The organism is Bacillus salipaludis (genome assembly GCF_030938565.1).
Taxonomy (GTDB): Bacteria; Bacillota; Bacilli; order Bacillales; family Cytobacillaceae; genus Neobacillus; species Neobacillus salipaludis_A.
The window spans coordinates 2,402,793-2,420,770 of the sequence record NZ_JAVGVR010000001.1 but is presented as its reverse complement, the minus strand read 5'-3'; the positions used below and the strand labels follow the sequence as shown (position 1 = coordinate 2,420,770).

The 17,978-nt window shown below is 37.1% G+C and carries 15 protein-coding genes, 1 pseudogene and 1 riboswitch; of the genes and pseudogenes, 6 read left to right on the top strand and 10 right to left on the bottom strand.

Going from position 1 to position 17,978, the window contains the following annotated elements; all coding sequences use genetic code 11:
* Window positions 1-88 precede the first annotated feature (88 nt).
* On the top strand, window positions 89-814 hold the full coding sequence (locus RCG21_RS11920; RefSeq protein WP_133332371.1) for a MurR/RpiR family transcriptional regulator: 726 nt from the start codon (window positions 89-91) through the stop codon (window positions 812-814).
* Between the two features lie 26 nt (window positions 815-840).
* Here RCG21_RS11920 and RCG21_RS11915 read toward each other — a convergent pair whose 3' ends face one another.
* The gene (locus RCG21_RS11915) at window positions 841-2,082 is read right to left on the bottom strand and encodes an MFS transporter (protein ID WP_372512757.1); all 1,242 of its coding nucleotides are present in this window, start codon (window positions 2,080-2,082) and stop codon (window positions 841-843) included.
* A gap of 259 nt (window positions 2,083-2,341) precedes the next feature.
* Here RCG21_RS11915 and RCG21_RS11910 point away from each other — a divergent pair, with 259 nt between their 5' ends.
* Entirely contained in the window at window positions 2,342-2,512 is a 171-nt protein-coding gene (locus RCG21_RS11910) for an SPW repeat protein (RefSeq protein WP_133332372.1), read from the top strand.
* Between the two features lie 233 nt (window positions 2,513-2,745).
* Window positions 2,746-2,844, top strand: a riboswitch (SAM riboswitch).
* Between the two features lie 81 nt (window positions 2,845-2,925).
* Window positions 2,926-4,053, top strand: coding sequence for a 5-methyltetrahydropteroyltriglutamate--homocysteine S-methyltransferase (locus tag RCG21_RS11905; protein ID WP_133332373.1), 1,128 nt, complete (start codon window positions 2,926-2,928; stop codon window positions 4,051-4,053).
* Between the two features lie 78 nt (window positions 4,054-4,131).
* Here the strand turns inward: RCG21_RS11905 and RCG21_RS11900 are convergent, their stop codons facing one another.
* On the bottom strand, window positions 4,132-5,091 hold the full coding sequence (locus RCG21_RS11900) for an aldolase catalytic domain-containing protein (protein ID WP_308913186.1): 960 nt from the start codon (window positions 5,089-5,091) through the stop codon (window positions 4,132-4,134).
* Window positions 5,092-5,514: 423 nt separating this feature from the next.
* On the opposite strand from RCG21_RS11900, the gene yyaC reads away from it, so the two are divergent.
* Entirely contained in the window at window positions 5,515-6,099 is a 585-nt protein-coding gene (gene yyaC / locus RCG21_RS11895) for a spore protease YyaC (RefSeq protein ID WP_235824676.1), read from the top strand.
* A gap of 66 nt (window positions 6,100-6,165) precedes the next feature.
* Here the strand turns inward: yyaC and RCG21_RS11890 are convergent, their stop codons facing one another.
* Both RCG21_RS11890 and RCG21_RS11885 read right to left on the bottom strand, forming a co-directional pair.
* Window positions 6,166-7,482, bottom strand: coding sequence for a CitMHS family transporter (locus RCG21_RS11890; protein ID WP_133332758.1), 1,317 nt, complete (start codon window positions 7,480-7,482; stop codon window positions 6,166-6,168).
* Window positions 7,483-7,724: 242 nt separating this feature from the next.
* The gene (locus RCG21_RS11885) at window positions 7,725-8,588 is read right to left on the bottom strand and encodes a LysR family transcriptional regulator (RefSeq protein WP_133332375.1); all 864 of its coding nucleotides are present in this window, start codon (window positions 8,586-8,588) and stop codon (window positions 7,725-7,727) included.
* A gap of 142 nt (window positions 8,589-8,730) precedes the next feature.
* On the opposite strand from RCG21_RS11885, the gene RCG21_RS11880 reads away from it, so the two are divergent.
* Together RCG21_RS11880 and RCG21_RS11875 are read left to right on the top strand one after the other, a co-directional pair.
* Complete coding sequence (locus tag RCG21_RS11880) at window positions 8,731-9,867, top strand: 2-methylaconitate cis-trans isomerase PrpF family protein (RefSeq protein ID WP_133332376.1); 1,137 nt, start codon at window positions 8,731-8,733, stop codon at window positions 9,865-9,867.
* 507 nt (window positions 9,868-10,374) lie between these two features.
* Complete coding sequence (locus RCG21_RS11875; RefSeq protein ID WP_308913185.1) at window positions 10,375-11,226, top strand: peptidylprolyl isomerase; 852 nt, start codon at window positions 10,375-10,377, stop codon at window positions 11,224-11,226.
* Window positions 11,227-11,288: 62 nt separating this feature from the next.
* Here RCG21_RS11875 and RCG21_RS11870 read toward each other — a convergent pair whose 3' ends face one another.
* From RCG21_RS11870 to tatC, 6 genes and pseudogenes are all read right to left on the bottom strand, one after another.
* Entirely contained in the window at window positions 11,289-12,095 is an 807-nt protein-coding gene (locus tag RCG21_RS11870; RefSeq protein ID WP_133332378.1) for a C40 family peptidase, read from the bottom strand.
* Between the two features lie 173 nt (window positions 12,096-12,268).
* Window positions 12,269-12,460: a hypothetical protein gene (locus tag RCG21_RS11865; protein ID WP_035424183.1), complete on the bottom strand. Its 192-nt coding sequence runs from the start codon at window positions 12,458-12,460 to the stop codon at window positions 12,269-12,271.
* A 123-nt stretch (window positions 12,461-12,583) separates the two neighbouring features.
* Window positions 12,584-15,184, bottom strand: coding sequence for a bifunctional acetaldehyde-CoA/alcohol dehydrogenase (gene adhE / locus RCG21_RS11860; protein ID WP_133332379.1), 2,601 nt, complete (start codon window positions 15,182-15,184; stop codon window positions 12,584-12,586).
* A gap of 60 nt (window positions 15,185-15,244) precedes the next feature.
* Entirely contained in the window at window positions 15,245-15,472 is a 228-nt protein-coding gene (locus tag RCG21_RS11855) for a hypothetical protein (RefSeq protein WP_133332380.1), read from the bottom strand.
* A gap of 765 nt (window positions 15,473-16,237) precedes the next feature.
* A complete protein-coding gene (locus RCG21_RS11850; RefSeq protein WP_308913184.1) occupies window positions 16,238-17,032 on the bottom strand; it encodes an ABC transporter ATP-binding protein in 795 nt (264 codons plus the stop codon).
* A gap of 138 nt (window positions 17,033-17,170) precedes the next feature.
* Window positions 17,171-17,900: pseudogene (tatC, locus tag RCG21_RS11845) on the bottom strand (twin-arginine translocase subunit TatC).
* Window positions 17,901-17,978: the final 78 nt, after the last annotated feature.

Below are 17,978 nucleotides of genomic sequence, written 5' to 3'. Positions count from 1 at the left end.
GTTACATTAATGTAACACAGTGTTTTCCATTGAATATGTATGTTAAAATGCGATTATCCATTTTTTAATAAAGGAGAATACTTAATCCATGTTTTCAAATGAGATTATCGCTTCATTTAATGAACTAGAGACTTCTTTATACAACTATATTAGTCAAAATAGTGAGAAAGTGGCTTATATGCGAATTCGTGAACTGGCAGATGAAACCCATGTATCGACAGCAACAATTTTACGTTTTTGCAGGAAACTTAATTGTGAGGGATTTTCCGAATTTAAAGTAAAGCTTAAAATGCTGTCAAAAGAGCAAAAAAAAACGATAGTAAAGAGTTCTCAACAATCGGTAGTTGATTTTTTTGAGCGAACATTAAAGGGCGATTTAGAAGAAAAAATTAGCGAGGCTGCAAGGCTTGTTTCCGAGGCAGATAATGTTATTTTTATTGGAATTGGGAGCTCTGGTATTCTTGCTGAATATGGTGCAAGATATTTCTCAAGCTTAGGGAAATTTTCTTTGTATATTAAGGATCCACACTTTCCGATTCACTCCAAGCTCATGTTTAACAGTGTCACCATTGCTTTATCTGTATCTGGAGAAAATAATTTTACCGTCGCGCATCTTAACCAGCTTAAACAGGAAGGCAGTAAAATTATTAGTATTACAAACAATAAATTCTCAACGATTGCAAAAATCTCTGATATCAACATTGCTTATTATGTAACAGAGGAAGTTTTTGAAGAATCGAATATTACAACACAGGTACCTGTTATTTATATTTTAGAATCAATGGCTCGGGAAATTTATAAACTGAATCATTAGGTTAAATTCCTTTATTATAAAAAGGTTCAGAATCCGATTTCTGAACCTTTTACCTTTCCTTCAACCTTATTAAGGTTTCGAAGGGTTTTATATAAAGATACGCTGCAAACTGAGCATAGTATGGCCAATCCTGCGATAAACACATAACCAGCCTGAAGGCCAATTAGTTCACCTCCTGCACTCCTCTGCCCCCATACCCGATTGAAAAAATCAATGATAAAACCGACAAGCAAATTTCCCATTATACTGGAAATTCCTAAGAGAGTTACCGTAAAAGTGATCGCTGTCCCTACTCCTTTAGAGTATTGTTTGGCAAGCAACGCCATAACGGTCGGATAAATTGGAGCAATCCCAATACCTGCAATGGCAAAAAGAATGGCCCCTTTTTCTCCGCTGAAAATGGCAGCAAGGCTGGATACACCAGAAAAAGCAGAAAAAAACATAATGGAAAGGGTATATCCAATTTTATCCGTGATGGGTCCGGCAAACAGCCTTGAAAGGGTAAAGAACAGAAAAAAGGACGAAAGCATTCCCGATGCTCTATTTAATGACCAATCATAAGCATTTTCCAAATAATAAACAAGCCAGCTTCCGATTGATATTTCAGACACCACTCCAAACGAAAGGATGGCCACAATCTTCCAAGCAATCGGATCCCGAATCAGATTTCGAAACGATGTGGATTCACCATCTTTTTGATGTTCCTCTGGAAACCTTCCAAAAAATGAAGGAATGATGGGCAAAATGGATAGTGAAAGAACCATTAAATACATACCTCGCCAGTCAAGTTCCCCATTCAAAACATTCCATCCCATCATGGAAGCACCCAAAATAGGAGCCCCGATTGAACTGAGGCCATAAAAAAAATGGGCAAGGTTCATCATTGTCCCCGTGTTCTTAGTAAATATGCGGGCAGCCATGATTCCAAGCCCAATCTCGAGTATGCCGTTTCCCAGATATAACATAAAATAAGATAGCGTTAATGATGTATACCCCTTAGACAAGAACATGAAAATACCCGACAATGTCATCGAGGCAAATGCAAGGATTCCTATCCATTTAATTCCGATCTTATTGGACAGGTTTGAAGTAAATGAGCACGCCAACAGATACCCAAAAGAATTTAAGGCAAGCAAGAAACCAAGCTGAGATTCATGCAGTTTGAATTCGGATTGCATGACCGGCAGAGCAGGGCCTTTTACATTTTCCGATAAACCAAAGATAAAAAAGCCGCCAAACACCACAAATAATAACAGGATCGAATTCATTCTTTGATTCTCCAAATATCTTAACCTCCAGACAATGTCACAACATTGAGACATTATAAACTGAATTTCTCATATTAACATTAATGATTAGCCAAGGCATGTGTAAAATTGTATGCAATGAATTACGCATTTTTTCTTAATTGCTGAAGACAGTATAAAAATTGTTTTTAACGTTTAAGTAATGTTTTTCAAAAAAGGTGAATAGGATAAGGTAAGTACTCCAATATTCGAATCTTCTTTTGGAAGGGGTCGATATTTGATGTGGCAGCTATGGCTTACAGGTTTAATTGGTATATGGGTATTTTTCTCTCCGTGGGTATACAACTTTACTGATAACACCGGCGCCTTATGGAACAGCATCATTTTTGGAGTTATCCTTCTAATTTTAGCGATTTGGGCAGGAAGTAAGGCGAAAAATAATAATCCTTGATTGTACAGCAAGATTAAATAGCTTCATATTGGAGTACGATTCCCCTCCTTTTTGGAGGGTTTTTATGTGTTAGGATTTCCATTCCATAAGCGAAAATAGCCACTAAAAGAAATAAGGCTGGACACTAGCATGGGCTTTACATAACTGATATTACTTTGTTAAACACTTCACAAAAATGTTGACAGAATACTAGAACAGGTGTAACGTAAATATTAGTTAAATATTTTAGAATATTCTTATCAAGAGAGGTGGAGGGACTGGCCCTTTGAAACCTCGGCAGCAGACTTTTTGTACTGTGCCAATTCCAGTAGCGTTTTGCTAGAAGATAAGAAGAGAATCGATTACGTTTATGCCCCCCTCTTCTTATTTATGAAGAGGGGTTTTTAATTTTTATTGAAAGAAGGAAATTAATTATGACCAAAACACTAGTCAAGGCTCCATTTAAAGCAGACCATGTCGGTAGTTTTCTAAGACCGGAACAGATTAAAGCAGCAAGAAAAGCATATGCAAACGGGGAAATCGATCATGCAGCCCTTAAGGTGATAGAGGATAAAGAAATTGAAAAACTGGTACAGAAACAAATTGAGGCAGGCCTTAAATCCATCACGGATGGTGAGTTTAGACGTGCATGGTGGCATTTAGACTTTTTAGCTGGTTTAGAAGGTGTTGAGGAATTCGAAGCGGAGTATGTAAGTAACTTCAAAGGTGCCAAAACAAAAAATAAAGCAATTAAGGTAGTTGGTAAAATCGACTTTAATGGTCATTATATGTTAGAGCACTTCAAATTCCTAAAGCATGCCGTTGATCAATACGGTGATGGAACTCAAGTTGCTAAGTTCTCCATTCCAAGCCCCAATATGTTATTCACAAGAATTCAGGGCGATGAGTATTACAATGGCGACACAGAGCAGTTCTACCATGATACAGTAACAGCTTACCAAAAGGCCATTCAAGCTTTCTATGATGCGGGCTGCCGTTACTTACAATTAGACGATACTTCCTGGATTGATTTTGTTTCCGAAGAACGGATTAAGGCTGTTGTTGAAAAACTTGGCATGGATGTACAAGACATTATCGATACTAGAGTACGCTGCTTAAATGATGCCATTGCTAAGAAGCCTAATGATTTATTAATTACGATGCATATTTGTCGTGGTAACTTCCGATCTACTTTCATAACGAGCGGAGGATACGATCAAATCTCTGATGCAATTTTTGCAAATTTAAATGTAGATGGCTTATTCTTGGAATATGATGATAATCGTTCAGGTGATTTTGAACCACTTAAAAGCTTTAAACGTGATGACAAAACCGTTGTATTAGGATTAATTACCTCTAAATTCCCTGAATTAGAAGATCCCGAAACGATTAAAGCAAGAATTAATGAAGCAAGTCAATCGATTCCATTAGAAAACTTGGCATTAAGCCCTCAGTGCGGATTTGCCAGCACAGAAGAAGGAAATGTTTTAACAGAAGAGGAACAATGGAAAAAGATAAAGCATATCGTAAAAATTGCTGAAAGCGTATGGGGCGGCATTTAAATACATCGAAAAACCCTTCTTCCCTTAGGTTGGAAGAAGGGTTTTTACTTGGATACCTAATCGATTTCACAATCCTAATTATTTTGTAACGGTCGCCAATTCCACTTCTGGTGACGTAACCTTATCATAGAAATCAACGAACTTATCACGATCCTCAGTATTACGGTATGCCATTGCAACACGTGGATGTTCATTCAATACACCGGAAATCATGTAAGGAATGATATAGCCCCACTCCCATTTTTGACGCATTTCCAGCATATGTTTTTCAATAATACCAAGAACAGGCTTAAGCTCATAGCTTGTTTTTTGAATGTAGCTAACAAGAAGCTCTGTGTGACAGTTACCGGCTGCACGACCCATACCATATACAGAGGAATCCAAGAAAGTAACTCCACTTCGCATTGCAGCGATTGTATTGGCAAACGCTAACTGCATATTGTTATGTGTATGAATTCCAAGTTCTTTGTTAGGCACCAAATCTTTAAACTTTTTCACGAGATGTTCAATATCAGCAGGATCTAAGCTTCCAAAGGAGTCAACGATATACACAACATCTACAGGACTGTTTCGTACCAATTCAAAAGCTTCAATTAGTTGCTTTTCAGGTACACTTGATAACGCCATAATGTTAAGGGTAGTCTCATACCCCAAATCATGAAACATTTTAACAAGTTCCAAGCCCTTGTCCACTTCTCGGATATAGCAAGCGACTCGGATCATATCTAAAACACTCTGTTCGCGTGGCAGGATGTCATTAGGGTCTACACGACCAATATCTACTAAAGCAGATAACTTCGTAAACTTTTTCTCAGGAATGATTTCTTTTAGGAAGTTATCGTCAAGAAATCTCCATGGATTGGGTTCCGTTGCTTTAAGAAGCTTTGGTGAGTTTTTGTAACCAATCTCCATATATTCAACGCCAGCTTCACTTAGTCCATTATACAGGTCTTGAACAAATTCGACGCTGAAATCCCAATTATTAACCAAACCACCATCCCGAATCGTACAATCTAAAATTTTACTACGTTGTCCCATGATGTAACTCCCCCTATTTTCCCACATACTAAAATTATTTTACCTTTAATACGTTTATTTATTAAAATTCTTATTGTGTTTATATCATTTTTCGATAAAATGTGTCAATCCATTTTCCTGAAAATTCAAGATTTTTCTTTTTATTCACTGAAACTTACAGTATAAATTACCTAATTCTTTCTACTATAACTATAATTCGTTAGTTAGGGAATCCTTTTAAAATAAAATTCTTTCAGAAATTCATAAAAAGCCGCAACTGTGTTTAATTCTAATATTTCTTTTGGAATTGTTGTGAGATTGGGATTAAAAAAGAATTCTTCCCATCGTACCAAAGTTTAACTTACTTGAAAGAAGCTTAAGTTTGATATAATTGTTTTACATACATTTTTAAAAATACGTTACATGCCATTTGGGGGAACTGAAATGTGTCCTTTTTATAATTATCAAGGAAACTCAGAACAAGGGAACACTCTATTTAAAATCAAAGTGAAGGAAATGATGGAAGAAAAAGAAATTGAGGTCTCTTCAGGAATTATCGAAGAAATCATCACACGCTCTATCCTTGACAATAGGGAAATTGTTTTTCTATGTATTGGCTCAGATCGATATGTCGGAGACTCACTGGGACCACTAGTGGGTACGATGCTTAGAGAAAGCGATGTTCCATATCATATATACGGAACCTTGAAAGAACCCGTACATGCCTTTAACTTAAAGGATATTTTGAAAGACATCCATAAGCAACATAAAAAGCCGTTAATTATCAGTATTGATGCTTGTTTGGGAGAAAAAAACCAAGTCGGTTTTATTTATTTTAACAAAGGACCACTCGCCCCTGGGAGTGCCCTTGAAAAAATTCTTCCGAAAGTGGGGGATTACCATTTCAAAAGTATGATTAACTATATTGATCCATTACCAGCATCACAGTTTCTCAATGACACCCGTTTATTTACTATTTTTAATTTTGCAAGAACCATTGTAAAAATTATTTGTCATACAATAAAATAAACACCATTATTTAAAAAAACCAGAGCTCCTTTACAAATTTCTAAAGTAGCTCTGGTTTTTTCATTATTAAAAAATACTAAATGCACCAGTTAGTATAGCAACGATAATGATAACGAAAGAGCAGAATACAGACCATTTAAATGCAGACTTCTGGAACTCTCCCAGGTCGGTATTAATCATTCCTACTAATAGCAGTGTAGAGGCTACTAAAGGGCTTAAAAAGTGTACAGGCTGGCCCAATACAGAAGCTCTGGCGATTTCTAATGGGTCTACCCCATATGTGGACCCCGCTTCCGCCAAGATTGGTAACACTCCAAAATAATAAGCATCATTTGACAAAACGAAAGTAAAAGGCATACTTGTCAGAGCTACTACTGCTGGAAAGAATGACCCTAAAGAATCGGGAATAATCGAAACGAGTGAATGAGCGATTGCGTCCACCATCTTTGTTCCAGAAAAAATACCCGTGAAGATTCCCGCTGCAAAAACGAGTGTAACAACCGTCAACGCATTTCCTGCATGTGCCATTATCCGCTCTTTTTGTTGCTCCAAATTTGGATAGTTGATCAGGCAAGCTAATACAAACCCAATAAGAAATAGTACCGGAGCCGGTAATATTCCCATTACCAAAACAACCATTACCGCAATTGTTAACAGCAGATTGAACCATATTAGTTTGGGACGCTTGATATTTCCTGGCATCTCAATCGCAATAGCGGCTTCAGGAATAGCTGAAAGGTTTCTGGAAGGTGGCTCTATAGTAATTACACCAATTTTTTTTCGTTCCTTTTTGCCTAGAAAATAGGCTGTAACAAGGATACTTCCAATTCCAGCAAACAAGGTAGGTAAGAGCGGGAGAAAAAATTCATTTGCGTCAAGGCCCAAAGAGGCAATGGCCCTTGTAGCAGGCCCTCCCCATGGAGTCATACCACTCATTATACTGACAGAAAGCATTGATATAGTCCCAAGTACTAGTGGACTCATGCCCAATCGCAAATATAAGGGCAGCATTGCTGAAATCGTAATCATGTGTGTAGTTGTACCGTCTCCGTCAAGAGCAACTAGCAAGGCAATGATTGCAGTTCCAATGGCGATTTTTACCGGATCCCCTTTTACGAATCTTAACATTTGCTTAATAAGCGGGTCGAACAATCCTGCATCAATTAAAATACCGAAAAAAAGAATTGCAAACAATAATAGTGCCGCTGAAGGGGCAACAACCTTTAAACCCTCCATCATCATATCTCCCAGCTTTAAGCCAAAGCCGCCAATTAATGCGAAGACAATTGGAACCACTACAAGGGCTATAACCGGAGATAATCTCTTTGACATAATCAAGTAAGTAAATACGACAACCATTGAAACTCCTAAAAAAGTAATAATATAAATCCCCTCCATCAAAGAAATCGCTTACAAACCCAGAGAAAAAAAGATAATGGTTATTTCCAACCCTATTAATTCTCTGAAAACTATATTTTTAGAATATTTCATCAATCAAAATAAGTAAAATATATATTTTTTTAATATTTTCTAAAAAAAAACTTATAATCCCGTTCGTTTATTTTATTGCAAGCGATTTATAGAGTGAAGACAAGAAAAAAGTATAACTTTTCCTTACACTTTTTTCATAAATTAGGATTTTGGTTTAAAAAATTTATAAAAGTTTTTACAGTTGTTAGCTGCAATTCGTCTTTATTGTACATTAACCACGTACTTCTTAAAACAGGTGTACCATTCTTGTAAGACAATCCATAAGTAAATAAATTATCAGAGGGTTGCAAACAAATTTCAGGCAATATTGCAATTCCTAAATCATTTTTAACCATTTCTTTGCAGGTTTCTTGTCGATCCGTTTCCATTGTTACGAGTGGCGGTTCTGTAAATCGGTCGTGCCACCAGCCATTAATAAGATTTTTTAGGGAACTGTCTGTTTGATAATGAATAAAGGGAAGTTCCGGCAATTTTTTCATGTCGACCTCACGTTTGGAAATAAGACAAAGTCTTTCTTCGTGGAGCATCGTTTTAGCTCCATACCAATCGTAATTTCCGCGCAGTATTCCCAATTGGACACTTGAAGCATTAAGTAAGTTCATAATACTGGTACTCCAACCCGTATTAACACTAAATTGAACATTAGGATATTCGGTAGAGAACTGCTTTAATAGTTTAGGAAGCTTATATTGTGCAAAGTTACTCGATACTCCTAATCGCAAAGTTCCTCTTACTTCCTCCTTCATATTAAGGATGTAATCTTTCGTTTGTTGAAGTTTTTTTATCATTTCTTCTGCATAATCAGCTAAATAAACACCCTCTGAAGTAAATTCAATCCCTCCTTTTATTTTATAAAACAATTCCGTTCCAAGCTCTTTTTCTAAATTCTTCAATCTGTAGGTTAAAGCTGGCTGTGAAATATATAGCCGCTCCGATGCTCTGCTAATATTTTTTTCTTCGAACAAAACTTTGATCGCAACCCAATCTTTCTCGTCCATTGGAATCCTCCATTCATAGAGTTATAAATTTTTTTTTGTATTTTCCTACAAAATTATCTATTTTACTTATGATCTAGCTTATCATATTATGTTTTCAAAAGAACAACAGTTTTTCAAAAAATCAAAAAGGTGGTTTTGTAACATGAGAGTCCCAGTTGTCATTATGCGTGGTGGAACCAGTAAGGGAGTATTTCTCAATTATGAGCACATGCCGGAAAATCGTGCTATTTGGGAGGACTTTCTTCTTGATATCATGGGCAGTCCCGATCAAAGGCAAATTGACGGGCTTGGCGGTGCAAATTCCTTAACTAGTAAAGCTGCTATTATTAAAAAATCTACTATTCAAGGTGTAGACATTGAGTATACCTTTGCACAGGTAAGCCTTGATAATCAATTCGTAGATTTTAGTGGTAATTGCGGCAATATTTCTTCTGCAGTTGGGCCCTATGCAATTGAACAAGGTCTTGTACATCCAATTGAACCAGTTACAAAAATCAAAATATTAAATACAAACACAAACAAGTTAATTATATCTGAAGTTGAAGTAAAAAATGGGAAAGTTCAAACAGAAGGAAGTTGTTCAATCCCTGGTGTCCCGGGAACAGGTTCCCCTATTTACCTTTCCTTCACCCGTTCGGAAGGGGCTGTAACCGGAAGGCTTTTTCCGACCGGAAAACCATTGGACTGGATTGAAACAAAAAATGGAACCATACCCATTTCGATTATTGACGTTGCCAATCCACTTGTTTTCGTCAGAGCACAGGATGTGGGGCTTATTGGAAATGAATCGCCTAACGAGTACACTCCTGAAAAATTAATGGATTTAGAAGAAATTAGATCTGCAGCAGCTGAAATGTGCCACTTTTCTAAAAAAGAGGACGCAACTAAAAAATCTCCTGCCGTACCGAAAATGACTATCATTGCCCCTCCAATGGAGTATATTGATTCAACAGGTACGATGAGAAAAGCGTCGGATATGGATCTGACAATCAGAATGATGTCCATGCAAAAGCCGCATCAAGCGCTTGCGATTACAGGCGCGATTTGTACAACTGCGGCTGCTTTCCTGAGGGATACTATTTTATCAGATATTGTAATACCTAACCATGAAATTGTTAGATTGGCACACCCTGCCGGAATTATGGAAACAAAGGTAGATTTGCTTGCCGGCCATATCAATGCAATAAAGGTAGTTCGTACAGCCAGAACCATCCTTGAGGGTTTTGTTTTTACAAAGGAAAATTATCAAATTTTAGAACTAGCTGCTCAAGCAAATTAACTTTCTACTATTGTCGAAGTCATAAAAATTAAGAAGAAACGGGGACATTTTATATGTGGGTAATCACCTTGCATACGGAGGAAAGTATTAAAATATTTGAATTTTCTACTGAAAGAGAAGCTAGAGATGCAATGCTAGAAATGGGCGGAAATTTGATCTTAACCGAAGTAATTTATTTTAATGACCCGTGCTTCGTTTAGATAGTTTCTATTATAAATGTTGTGTAACGACAATAAACTACTGCTCAAGAAATGGAAGTGTCTAAGGAAATAAATAAAAGCGATGTTATTTTTAAGTTATAATACATCGCTTTTTTTATTTCACAATAAAACGACTCCTTTATTGTTTAAATTTGGTCCCTTTATTTTCTTAAATTTCTATTAAAATCTACTAAATTATTTCTTAATTTCTTCTTACATTCTTCTTAGCCTGTTCATTATTTATTCATATTCATTCATTAATATAGTTTTTAACATCTAATAGATTACAAATTTTAGGAGTGGAAGAATGAAGAAATGGATTCTTACGGGCATCATGATCAGTGCACTGGGATTGTCTGCTTACAGCAATAGTACCGTCATGAAATCCGATTCAGGAAATATCTCACAAGATGAATTATATCAAGCATTGAAAACAAAGTATGGTACACAGACACTTCAAGAGCTTGCGGTTGAAAAAGTTTTGTCTAAAGAATATACCGTTACTAAATCTGCAATTGATGCGGAGGTTAAAAAAGTAAAAGAACAACTGGGTGATCAATTTCTAACCACTTTACAGCAATACGGCTACAAAGATGAGGCCGACTATAGGAACGTAGTGAAGCTAAATCTTTTAGAGGAGAAAGCGGTATATAAAACCCTTAAAGTTACCGATCAAGAATTAAAGGATGCATACGCTAGTTACAAGCCAGAAATTCGTGCCCGTCATATTTTGGTCAACGATAAGAAAACTGCAGATGAAGTGGAAGCTAAACTCAAAAAAGGCGAAAAATTTGAAGATTTGGCGAAAAAGTATTCACAAGATCCAGCAAGTTCATCAAATGGCGGTGATCTTGGGTGGTTTGGAACTGGTGAAATGGACGCGGATTTTGAAAAAGCAGCCTATGCTTTAAAACTAAAAGAAGTCAGTGACCCGGTCAAAACTCAATATGGATACCATATTATTCAATTGACAGATAAAAAGGCGAAAAAATCATTCGCACAAATGAAAAATACCCTTACAGATCAAGTGAAAGAAACAAAGGTCACGCAGGAAAAGATTGCAACTGTTTTAAAAGCTGAATTTAAAAAGGCGCATGTTAACATTTCGGATAAAGATTTGAAAAAAGCCACAGATTTCTCAGCCTTGACCAGTCAATAAAAGCAATCTCTTACTCTATAAAAATAGGAACTCTTATTCAAAATAAGAGTTCCTTCAATAAACTAAAATTGCCTTGCACCTAGATACCGAGGCTTCCAATAAGAATTATCCATATCGGAAATTTCGACTCCCTGAGATGATCCGGAATGAATGAACTTTCCATTCCCTACATAAATCCCCATATGCGAAGGACCTGATTTATACGTTTCATAATAAACAAAATCACCAACCGATAAAGAAGATACCGGCTTCATCATGCTCCAATAACCAGCAACCGTCTGACGAGAGATAGGCTTTTGTTTTTTTATTACATAGTAAATAAAACCGCTGCAATCAAAGCCGCTTGTTGTCGTTCCTCCCCATTTGTAAGGGGTTCCAATCACTGCTTTAGCATCGCGTATCAACTGATCTGAATTTAATTCTTCCGCGGTAGAACTTGTGGTTTCATTCGTTTTAATCGATTGAGTGGTCATTTTACCGCTGACTTTAAGTTTTTGACCTAGTCGGATAAAATCTGTTTTCAGTCCATTTAATGACTTCAATTGGTTTACAGTTGTATGATATTTTTTAGCGATTCCTGACAGTGTATCGCCTTTTTTTACTGTATATATGTATGAAGTCGGAGTGGTGCTCACTTTGGCAACACTTTTTCCATTTACGGGGATATTAATATTCTGCCCGACAATGATTCGATCATTTTTTAATTTGTTCGCAGATTTTATTTTAGCAACTGAAATATGGTATTGCTTGGAATACTTTGATAAGGTATCTCCTTTTTTAACCTTAATATTCATGGCCATTGCTGAAGTGCTATATAAAGAAGTCCCAAATACTGTAGCTGCTACCAATGTTAAAAGTTTCTTTTTCATTTTCTCCCCCACGCTATCTATATAATCACTTTTCCAGTTTACTTACTATTTGGAGAGATTGCTAGATTATGTCGAAAATTGTTAGCTAAATGAAATAATTTTGTAATATATTGTGGTTTAAATGAAAGTTTAGGAGAATATTTAAAATTTCATAAAAAAACCAGAGAGTAACTTTACTCTCCGGCAGACACTACGATCTCATATCCGTGTTGTTTAAGATCGCTTTCATATACTTCAGGCGTTACTATGTAATAGGTTTCGCCATCGTTATTCGAAATAACAATTTCGCTTGGACTTTTATCAACTTGGGCCTCAATTAAATTTTCATACGGAGCACCAAGTAATTCTGTTACGTTACCAGCCATGATTACACCCCCTATTTCGAGTGATTGTAACAGAATTTTATGAAAAATGAAAGGAGAAACCTTCAAAAAGCAAAGAAGAGAACCTCTCCTTTGCAAGGAAGACTCTCTTCTGATTAGCGGAGATTAAACTCCCTTATATGCCAAACGATAAATCTCAGCCAATTCCGTAACTAGCGGAAGCTTCGGATTTGCGGTCGTACATTGGTCTTCAAAGGCACGCTCTGCTAAAAATTCCACCTTGCTCTCAAATTCAACTTGATCAAGATGATTGACTTCTAAGCTCATTGGAACATCAAGCTCTTTAGCTAGTTTAATAATGGCCAGCACGAGGCTTTCAACACCCTCTTCTGTTGTCCGAGTAGGAAGTCCAAGGGTTCTGGCGATTTCTGCGTATCGTTTGTCCGCTATGAAATGATTGTATTTAGGGAATGCCGTAAACTTCGTCGGCTTTGTTGCATTATAACGAATGACATGTGGCAAGAGAACCGCATTGGCACGGCCATGGGCAATATGAAATTCAGCTCCCAACTTATGTGCAAGACTATGGTTGATTCCAAGGAAGGCATTGGCAAATGCCATACCGGCAATTGTGGATGCATTATGAATCTTTTCACGTGCTTCTTCATCATTTCCATTTTTATAGGCCCTTGGTAAATATTCGAATACTAATTGAATGGCTTTCATGGCTAAGCCATCAGTAAAATCATTTGCCATACAGGAAACATACGCTTCAATTGCATGGGTTAATACATCGAGTCCAGTGTCAGCCGTAATATATTTTGGTACCGTCATCACGAATTGTGGGTCAATGATGGCGACATCAGGTGTCAATTCATAATCGGCCAGCGGGTATTTAATATTTGCCTCTTTATCGGTAATAACTGAGAAAGAGGTCACTTCAGAGCCAGTTCCAGATGTGGTTGGAATCGCCACGAATTGGGCTCTTTCCCCTAACTTCGGATATTTTACAATCCGCTTACGGATATCTAAGAATTTTTGTTTTAGGCCAAAAAATTCAGAATCCGGATACTCATAGAAGAGCCACATTCCTTTCGCAGCATCCATGGCAGAACCACCTCCAAGGGCAATGATGACATCTGGCTGGAATTTTGCCATCATTTCCGCCCCCTTCAGCACGGTTTCGATGGAAGGGTCCGGCTCCACTTCTGAAAAGATTTCACAGTGTACATAATCAGGACGTTTTCTTAAATAATAGAGTACGCGGTCCACATAGCCAAGATTCACCATACCAGCGTCTGTGACAATAAACGCCTTCGAGATTTTTGGCATTTTTGCTAAGTATTGAGTTGAATTTTTTTCAAAATAAATTTTGGATGGAACCTTAAACCACTGCATATTCACGTTCCTTTTCGCAACCTTTTTAATGTTAATCATATGGATGGCACCAACATTGGTAGAAACAGAGTTTCCTCCATACGTACCACATCCCAATGTTAGTGAAGGCATATAGGCATTATAAATATCACCAATTGCCCCTTGTGAAGAAGGTGCATTAACAATAATCCGGCCGGCTTTCATTCGCATGCCAAATTCTCTAATAGCTGTTTGGTCATTGGTGTGAATCACAGCAGAGTGGCCTAAACCGCCAAATTCGAGCATTTCTTCTGCTCTTTTAAGCCCCTCTTCGAGACCGTTCACCTTGTAGCAGGCTAAAACCGGGCTTAATTTTTCTCTTGAAAGGGGATATGCCGGCCCTACACCTGTTAATTCGGCAATCAGAATTTTGGTGCCTTCGGGAACCGTTACCCCGGCCATTTCAGCTATTTTAAATGCAGGCATTCCAACGATATCCGCGTTTACGGCGCAGGAATGTTCATTTATGACTAGTTTTTCCACCTTCTCTTTTTCATCTTCATTAAGGAAGTAGCAATTGTTGGCAATCATTTCTCTTTTCACGTTATTATAAATCTCTTTATCTATAATAACGGCCTGCTCAGATGCACAAATCATACCGTTATCAAAGGTTTTCGATAAAATCAAATCATTTACTGCTTGGTTTAGATTGGCTGATTTTTCTATATAGCATGGAACATTCCCCGGCCCAACTCCTAATGCCGGTTTACCAGAACTATAAGCAGATTTGACCATGCCGGCTCCACCTGTAGCAAGGATGAGCGAAATATTCTGGTGATTCATCAAGGTTTGGGTAGCTTCAAGGGATGGTGTTTCAATCCATTGAATACAATATTCCGGAGCACCGGCTTTAATTGCGGCATCTCTTAGTATTCTTGCTGCCTCACTGCTGCATTTTTGTGCAGATGGATGGAAGGCAAAAATAATCGGGTTTCTTGTTTTAATTGAAATTAATGCCTTAAACATTGTGGTAGATGTTGGATTGGTAACCGGTGTAACTCCTGCAACTACCCCCACAGGCTCGGCAATTTCAATGATGCCTTCATGATCGTTTTCATTAATTATTCCGACCGTTTTATCGTATTTAATATTATGATAGACATATTCGGTCGCAAACATATTCTTGATAATTTTGTCTTCATACACGCCTCGTTTTGTTTCCTCAACGGCAAGTTTTGCAAGTGGCATATGCTGGTCAAGTCCCGCCAACGCCATTTGTTTGACGATTTCATCAATTGTATCTTGATTAAAGCTGCGGAATTCTGCCAATGCATTTAAACCATTCTCGACTAATTTATCAATTGTTTCTGCGACTGTTTGGGTTTGCTTGACTTTTTCATCGATTACCATATTTATTCCCTCCAATAGGTCATGATTGTGAATTATTTCACATGTTAATCCAAAATTTTTTCACTCACAATCAGGATTACGCGGTATTTTTTCAAAATAAATGTCTGTTGTGACCTTTGAGCTTCTTTTTACGATGATTACATAATTGACGGTCCAAATATAGGAAGGAATCTGCTCATTTTTTTTTAACATCATCGCCTCAAATTCGTCCTCAACTACTGCTTCAAACGTATCTAATGTATAGGTCTCAGAATCAGTTGAAAAAGTCTCCCATTCACACAGCATCATGTTGATCACTCCTTATTACCTTTTGTGATTTTATCTTAGCATGTATTCTGAAGAAAATATTGTGAAATATTGAACAAAGTATGAAACTTGAAGAAAAAATTTCCTATTGAGAAAATCCTACAAGTACGGGGATTAGTTACGGTTTTAGAATGGAAATGTGAAAGTGCATTCAATATTAATATTATTTTAATATCATATCAATTGCTGTTTTTAGTGTTTTAATCGGATCTATTGATTGATTCATTTGCAGTAGTTCGGGCTTAGCGTTTATAAACGACAGCCAGTGATGAGTTGTATAAGGCTGCAAAAGCGGCGACCCTAGATAGTGCTGGGTTACCGCGGGAACTCTTTTTTATTGTTTTCGGGCATCTAGAGCCTCTCTTGGCTACCGCGGGAACTCTTTTTTATTGTTTGCAGGCATCTAGAGCCTCTCTTGGTTACCGTGAGAACTCTTTTTTATTGTTTGAAGGCATCTAGAGCCTCTCTTGGTTACCGTGAGAACTCTTTTTTATTGTTTGAAGGCATCTAGAGCCTCTCTTGGTTACCGTGAGAACTCTTTTTTATTGTTTGCAGGCATCTAGAGCCTCTCTTGGTTACCGTGTGAACTCTTTTTTATTGTTTGTGGGCATCTAGAGCCTCTCTTGGTTACCGTTAGTACTCTTTTCTTTCAATTGCAGGCATTTAGAACCTTTTTCGATGACCGCAAACTCTTCTTTTTCGACCACACGGGCACTGTCACCCCGATAGTGCCCATGTTGAAATCTCCTAATCTATTTCTGCCGCCTGCAATTTTGATAATAATGGCCGGTTGTTTTCCCAAAAAACCTTAACTGGCAATCCAAAAAATTCGGTAAGCTGTTCTCCGGAGATCATTTCACATGTTCCTCCTGCCGCAAAAACCTCTCCCTGTTTAAGTAACAAGGTTTTATTGAAAACAGGTAATATTTCTTCCACATGGTGGGTGACATAAATCATTGTCGGTGCATCTGGATTTTTCGAAATCAATTCAATCGATTCCAACAATTGTTCACGCGCGATAAAATCTAGTCCGTTCGTTGGCTCATCCAATATTAGCAGTGAAGGTTCGGCCATTAATGCCCTGGCAATCAGGACCCGTTGTTTTTCCCCTTGGGACAAGGTTTCATAGTTTCGATTCGCATACTCAATGCAGCCAAGATTTTCAAGTAAATTAGTCGCTTTTTCACGAATCTCATCTGTAGGAATTTCATACAAACCTATGGAAGCAAAAGCCCCACTTAAAACAACCTCAAATGCATTATCGCCAGGGTGAAATTTTTCCTGTAATGACGACGAAACAAAACCAATTTGTTTCCGGAGCTTTTCTCCTAAATACGTCTTTCCAAATTCAAGACCGAGCACTGTGACTTTTCCGCTAGTCGGGAAGTAAAAAGCATTTATCAGTTGAAGAATGGCTGTTTTCCCAGCACCATTTAAACCAAATAATATCCAGTGATCCCCCTTTTCAATTTGCCAATATATATTTTGTAAAATCCAAGAACCATCTCGTTTTAATGAAACATTTTCTAGATATAAAACCATGACAGATACTCCCTTCTATATAAAAACCTACCTCTATATTATCAAAAAATGCGAAAATTTAAAAAACACTATAATTTGTGCAGAAAAAAAATTCACATGGAGTAACCATACCATGTGAATCTTCAAGATTATTATTTTTCAAAAGTGAATACCACTGTAACTTTTTTGCTTTCGTTTATAAACCATGATTGATAACATAATGCTTACTTCATAAATAATAATAAGCGGTATTGCTACTGAAAGATGAGAGATGAAGCTCTGGCGGAGAAATCATAGAAGCAATAATGACCAAGATTAAATATGCATATTTCCTCATTTTAGCTATTCGAAAAGGATTGACAATTCCCATCGTTGTTAAAAACATCAGGACAAGAGGCAATTCAAAGGCAACACCGAACGGTAAAGTCATATTGATTAAAAAGCTAAAGTATTTTTCTGCTGTAAAAGAGGTAGTCATTAAACCATTACCCAAACCGATGAGAAACCTCATGACGTTTGGGAAAATGAAAAAGTATCCAAAAGCCAAACCTCCGATAAATAGTAAAAATAAGGATGGAATATAGGCTAAAGCAACCTTTCTTTCTAAAGGTTTTAATGCCGGTATAACAAATATCCAAATCTGCCATGCTGCAACAGGAATCGATCCTGCAATGGCAACAACCGATGCAAGATGAAAATAAATCATAATGATGTCACTTGGCCCTAAAACCATAAGTTTATAACCTAAATTCCCCATAAAAAAAACATAAATCTCTTTGGAATAAACGAGTCCAATCACTAGAAAAATCAGAAAGGCCACAACTGTGATTATTAGTCTTTTACGTAATTCATCCAAATGCTCTACTAGGTTAATTTCTTTATCTCCCAAAATTATTCGCCTTCCTATACTAAACTTAAAATAAAATATGCCATTAAGAAAATTGTTCAATTTAAACTTTTAATAATT

Excerpts from the sequence above, each read along its gene's own strand:
- RCG21_RS11920 (WP_133332371.1), top strand. The coding sequence starts at position 89 with ATGTTTTCAAATGAGATTATCGCTTCATTTAATGAACTAGAGACTTCT.
- RCG21_RS11915 (WP_372512757.1), bottom strand. The coding sequence starts at position 2,082 with ATGAATTCGATCCTGTTATTATTTGTGGTGTTTGGCGGCTTTTTTATC.
- RCG21_RS11910 (WP_133332372.1), top strand. The coding sequence starts at position 2,342 with ATGTGGCAGCTATGGCTTACAGGTTTAATTGGTATATGGGTATTTTTC.
- RCG21_RS11905 (WP_133332373.1), top strand. The coding sequence starts at position 2,926 with ATGACCAAAACACTAGTCAAGGCTCCATTTAAAGCAGACCATGTCGGT.
- RCG21_RS11900 (WP_308913186.1), bottom strand. The coding sequence starts at position 5,091 with ATGGGACAACGTAGTAAAATTTTAGATTGTACGATTCGGGATGGTGGT.
- yyaC (WP_235824676.1), top strand. The coding sequence starts at position 5,515 with ATGTGTCCTTTTTATAATTATCAAGGAAACTCAGAACAAGGGAACACT.
- RCG21_RS11885 (WP_133332375.1), bottom strand. The coding sequence starts at position 8,588 with ATGGACGAGAAAGATTGGGTTGCGATCAAAGTTTTGTTCGAAGAAAAA.
- RCG21_RS11880 (WP_133332376.1), top strand. The coding sequence starts at position 8,731 with ATGAGAGTCCCAGTTGTCATTATGCGTGGTGGAACCAGTAAGGGAGTA.
- RCG21_RS11875 (WP_308913185.1), top strand. The coding sequence starts at position 10,375 with ATGAAGAAATGGATTCTTACGGGCATCATGATCAGTGCACTGGGATTG.
- RCG21_RS11870 (WP_133332378.1), bottom strand. The coding sequence starts at position 12,095 with ATGAAAAAGAAACTTTTAACATTGGTAGCAGCTACAGTATTTGGGACT.
- RCG21_RS11865 (WP_035424183.1), bottom strand. The coding sequence starts at position 12,460 with ATGGCTGGTAACGTAACAGAATTACTTGGTGCTCCGTATGAAAATTTA.
- adhE (WP_133332379.1), bottom strand. The coding sequence starts at position 15,184 with ATGGTAATCGATGAAAAAGTCAAGCAAACCCAAACAGTCGCAGAAACA.
- RCG21_RS11855 (WP_133332380.1), bottom strand. The coding sequence starts at position 15,472 with ATGATGCTGTGTGAATGGGAGACTTTTTCAACTGATTCTGAGACCTAT.
- RCG21_RS11850 (WP_308913184.1), bottom strand. The coding sequence starts at position 17,032 with ATGGTTTTATATCTAGAAAATGTTTCATTAAAACGAGATGGTTCTTGG.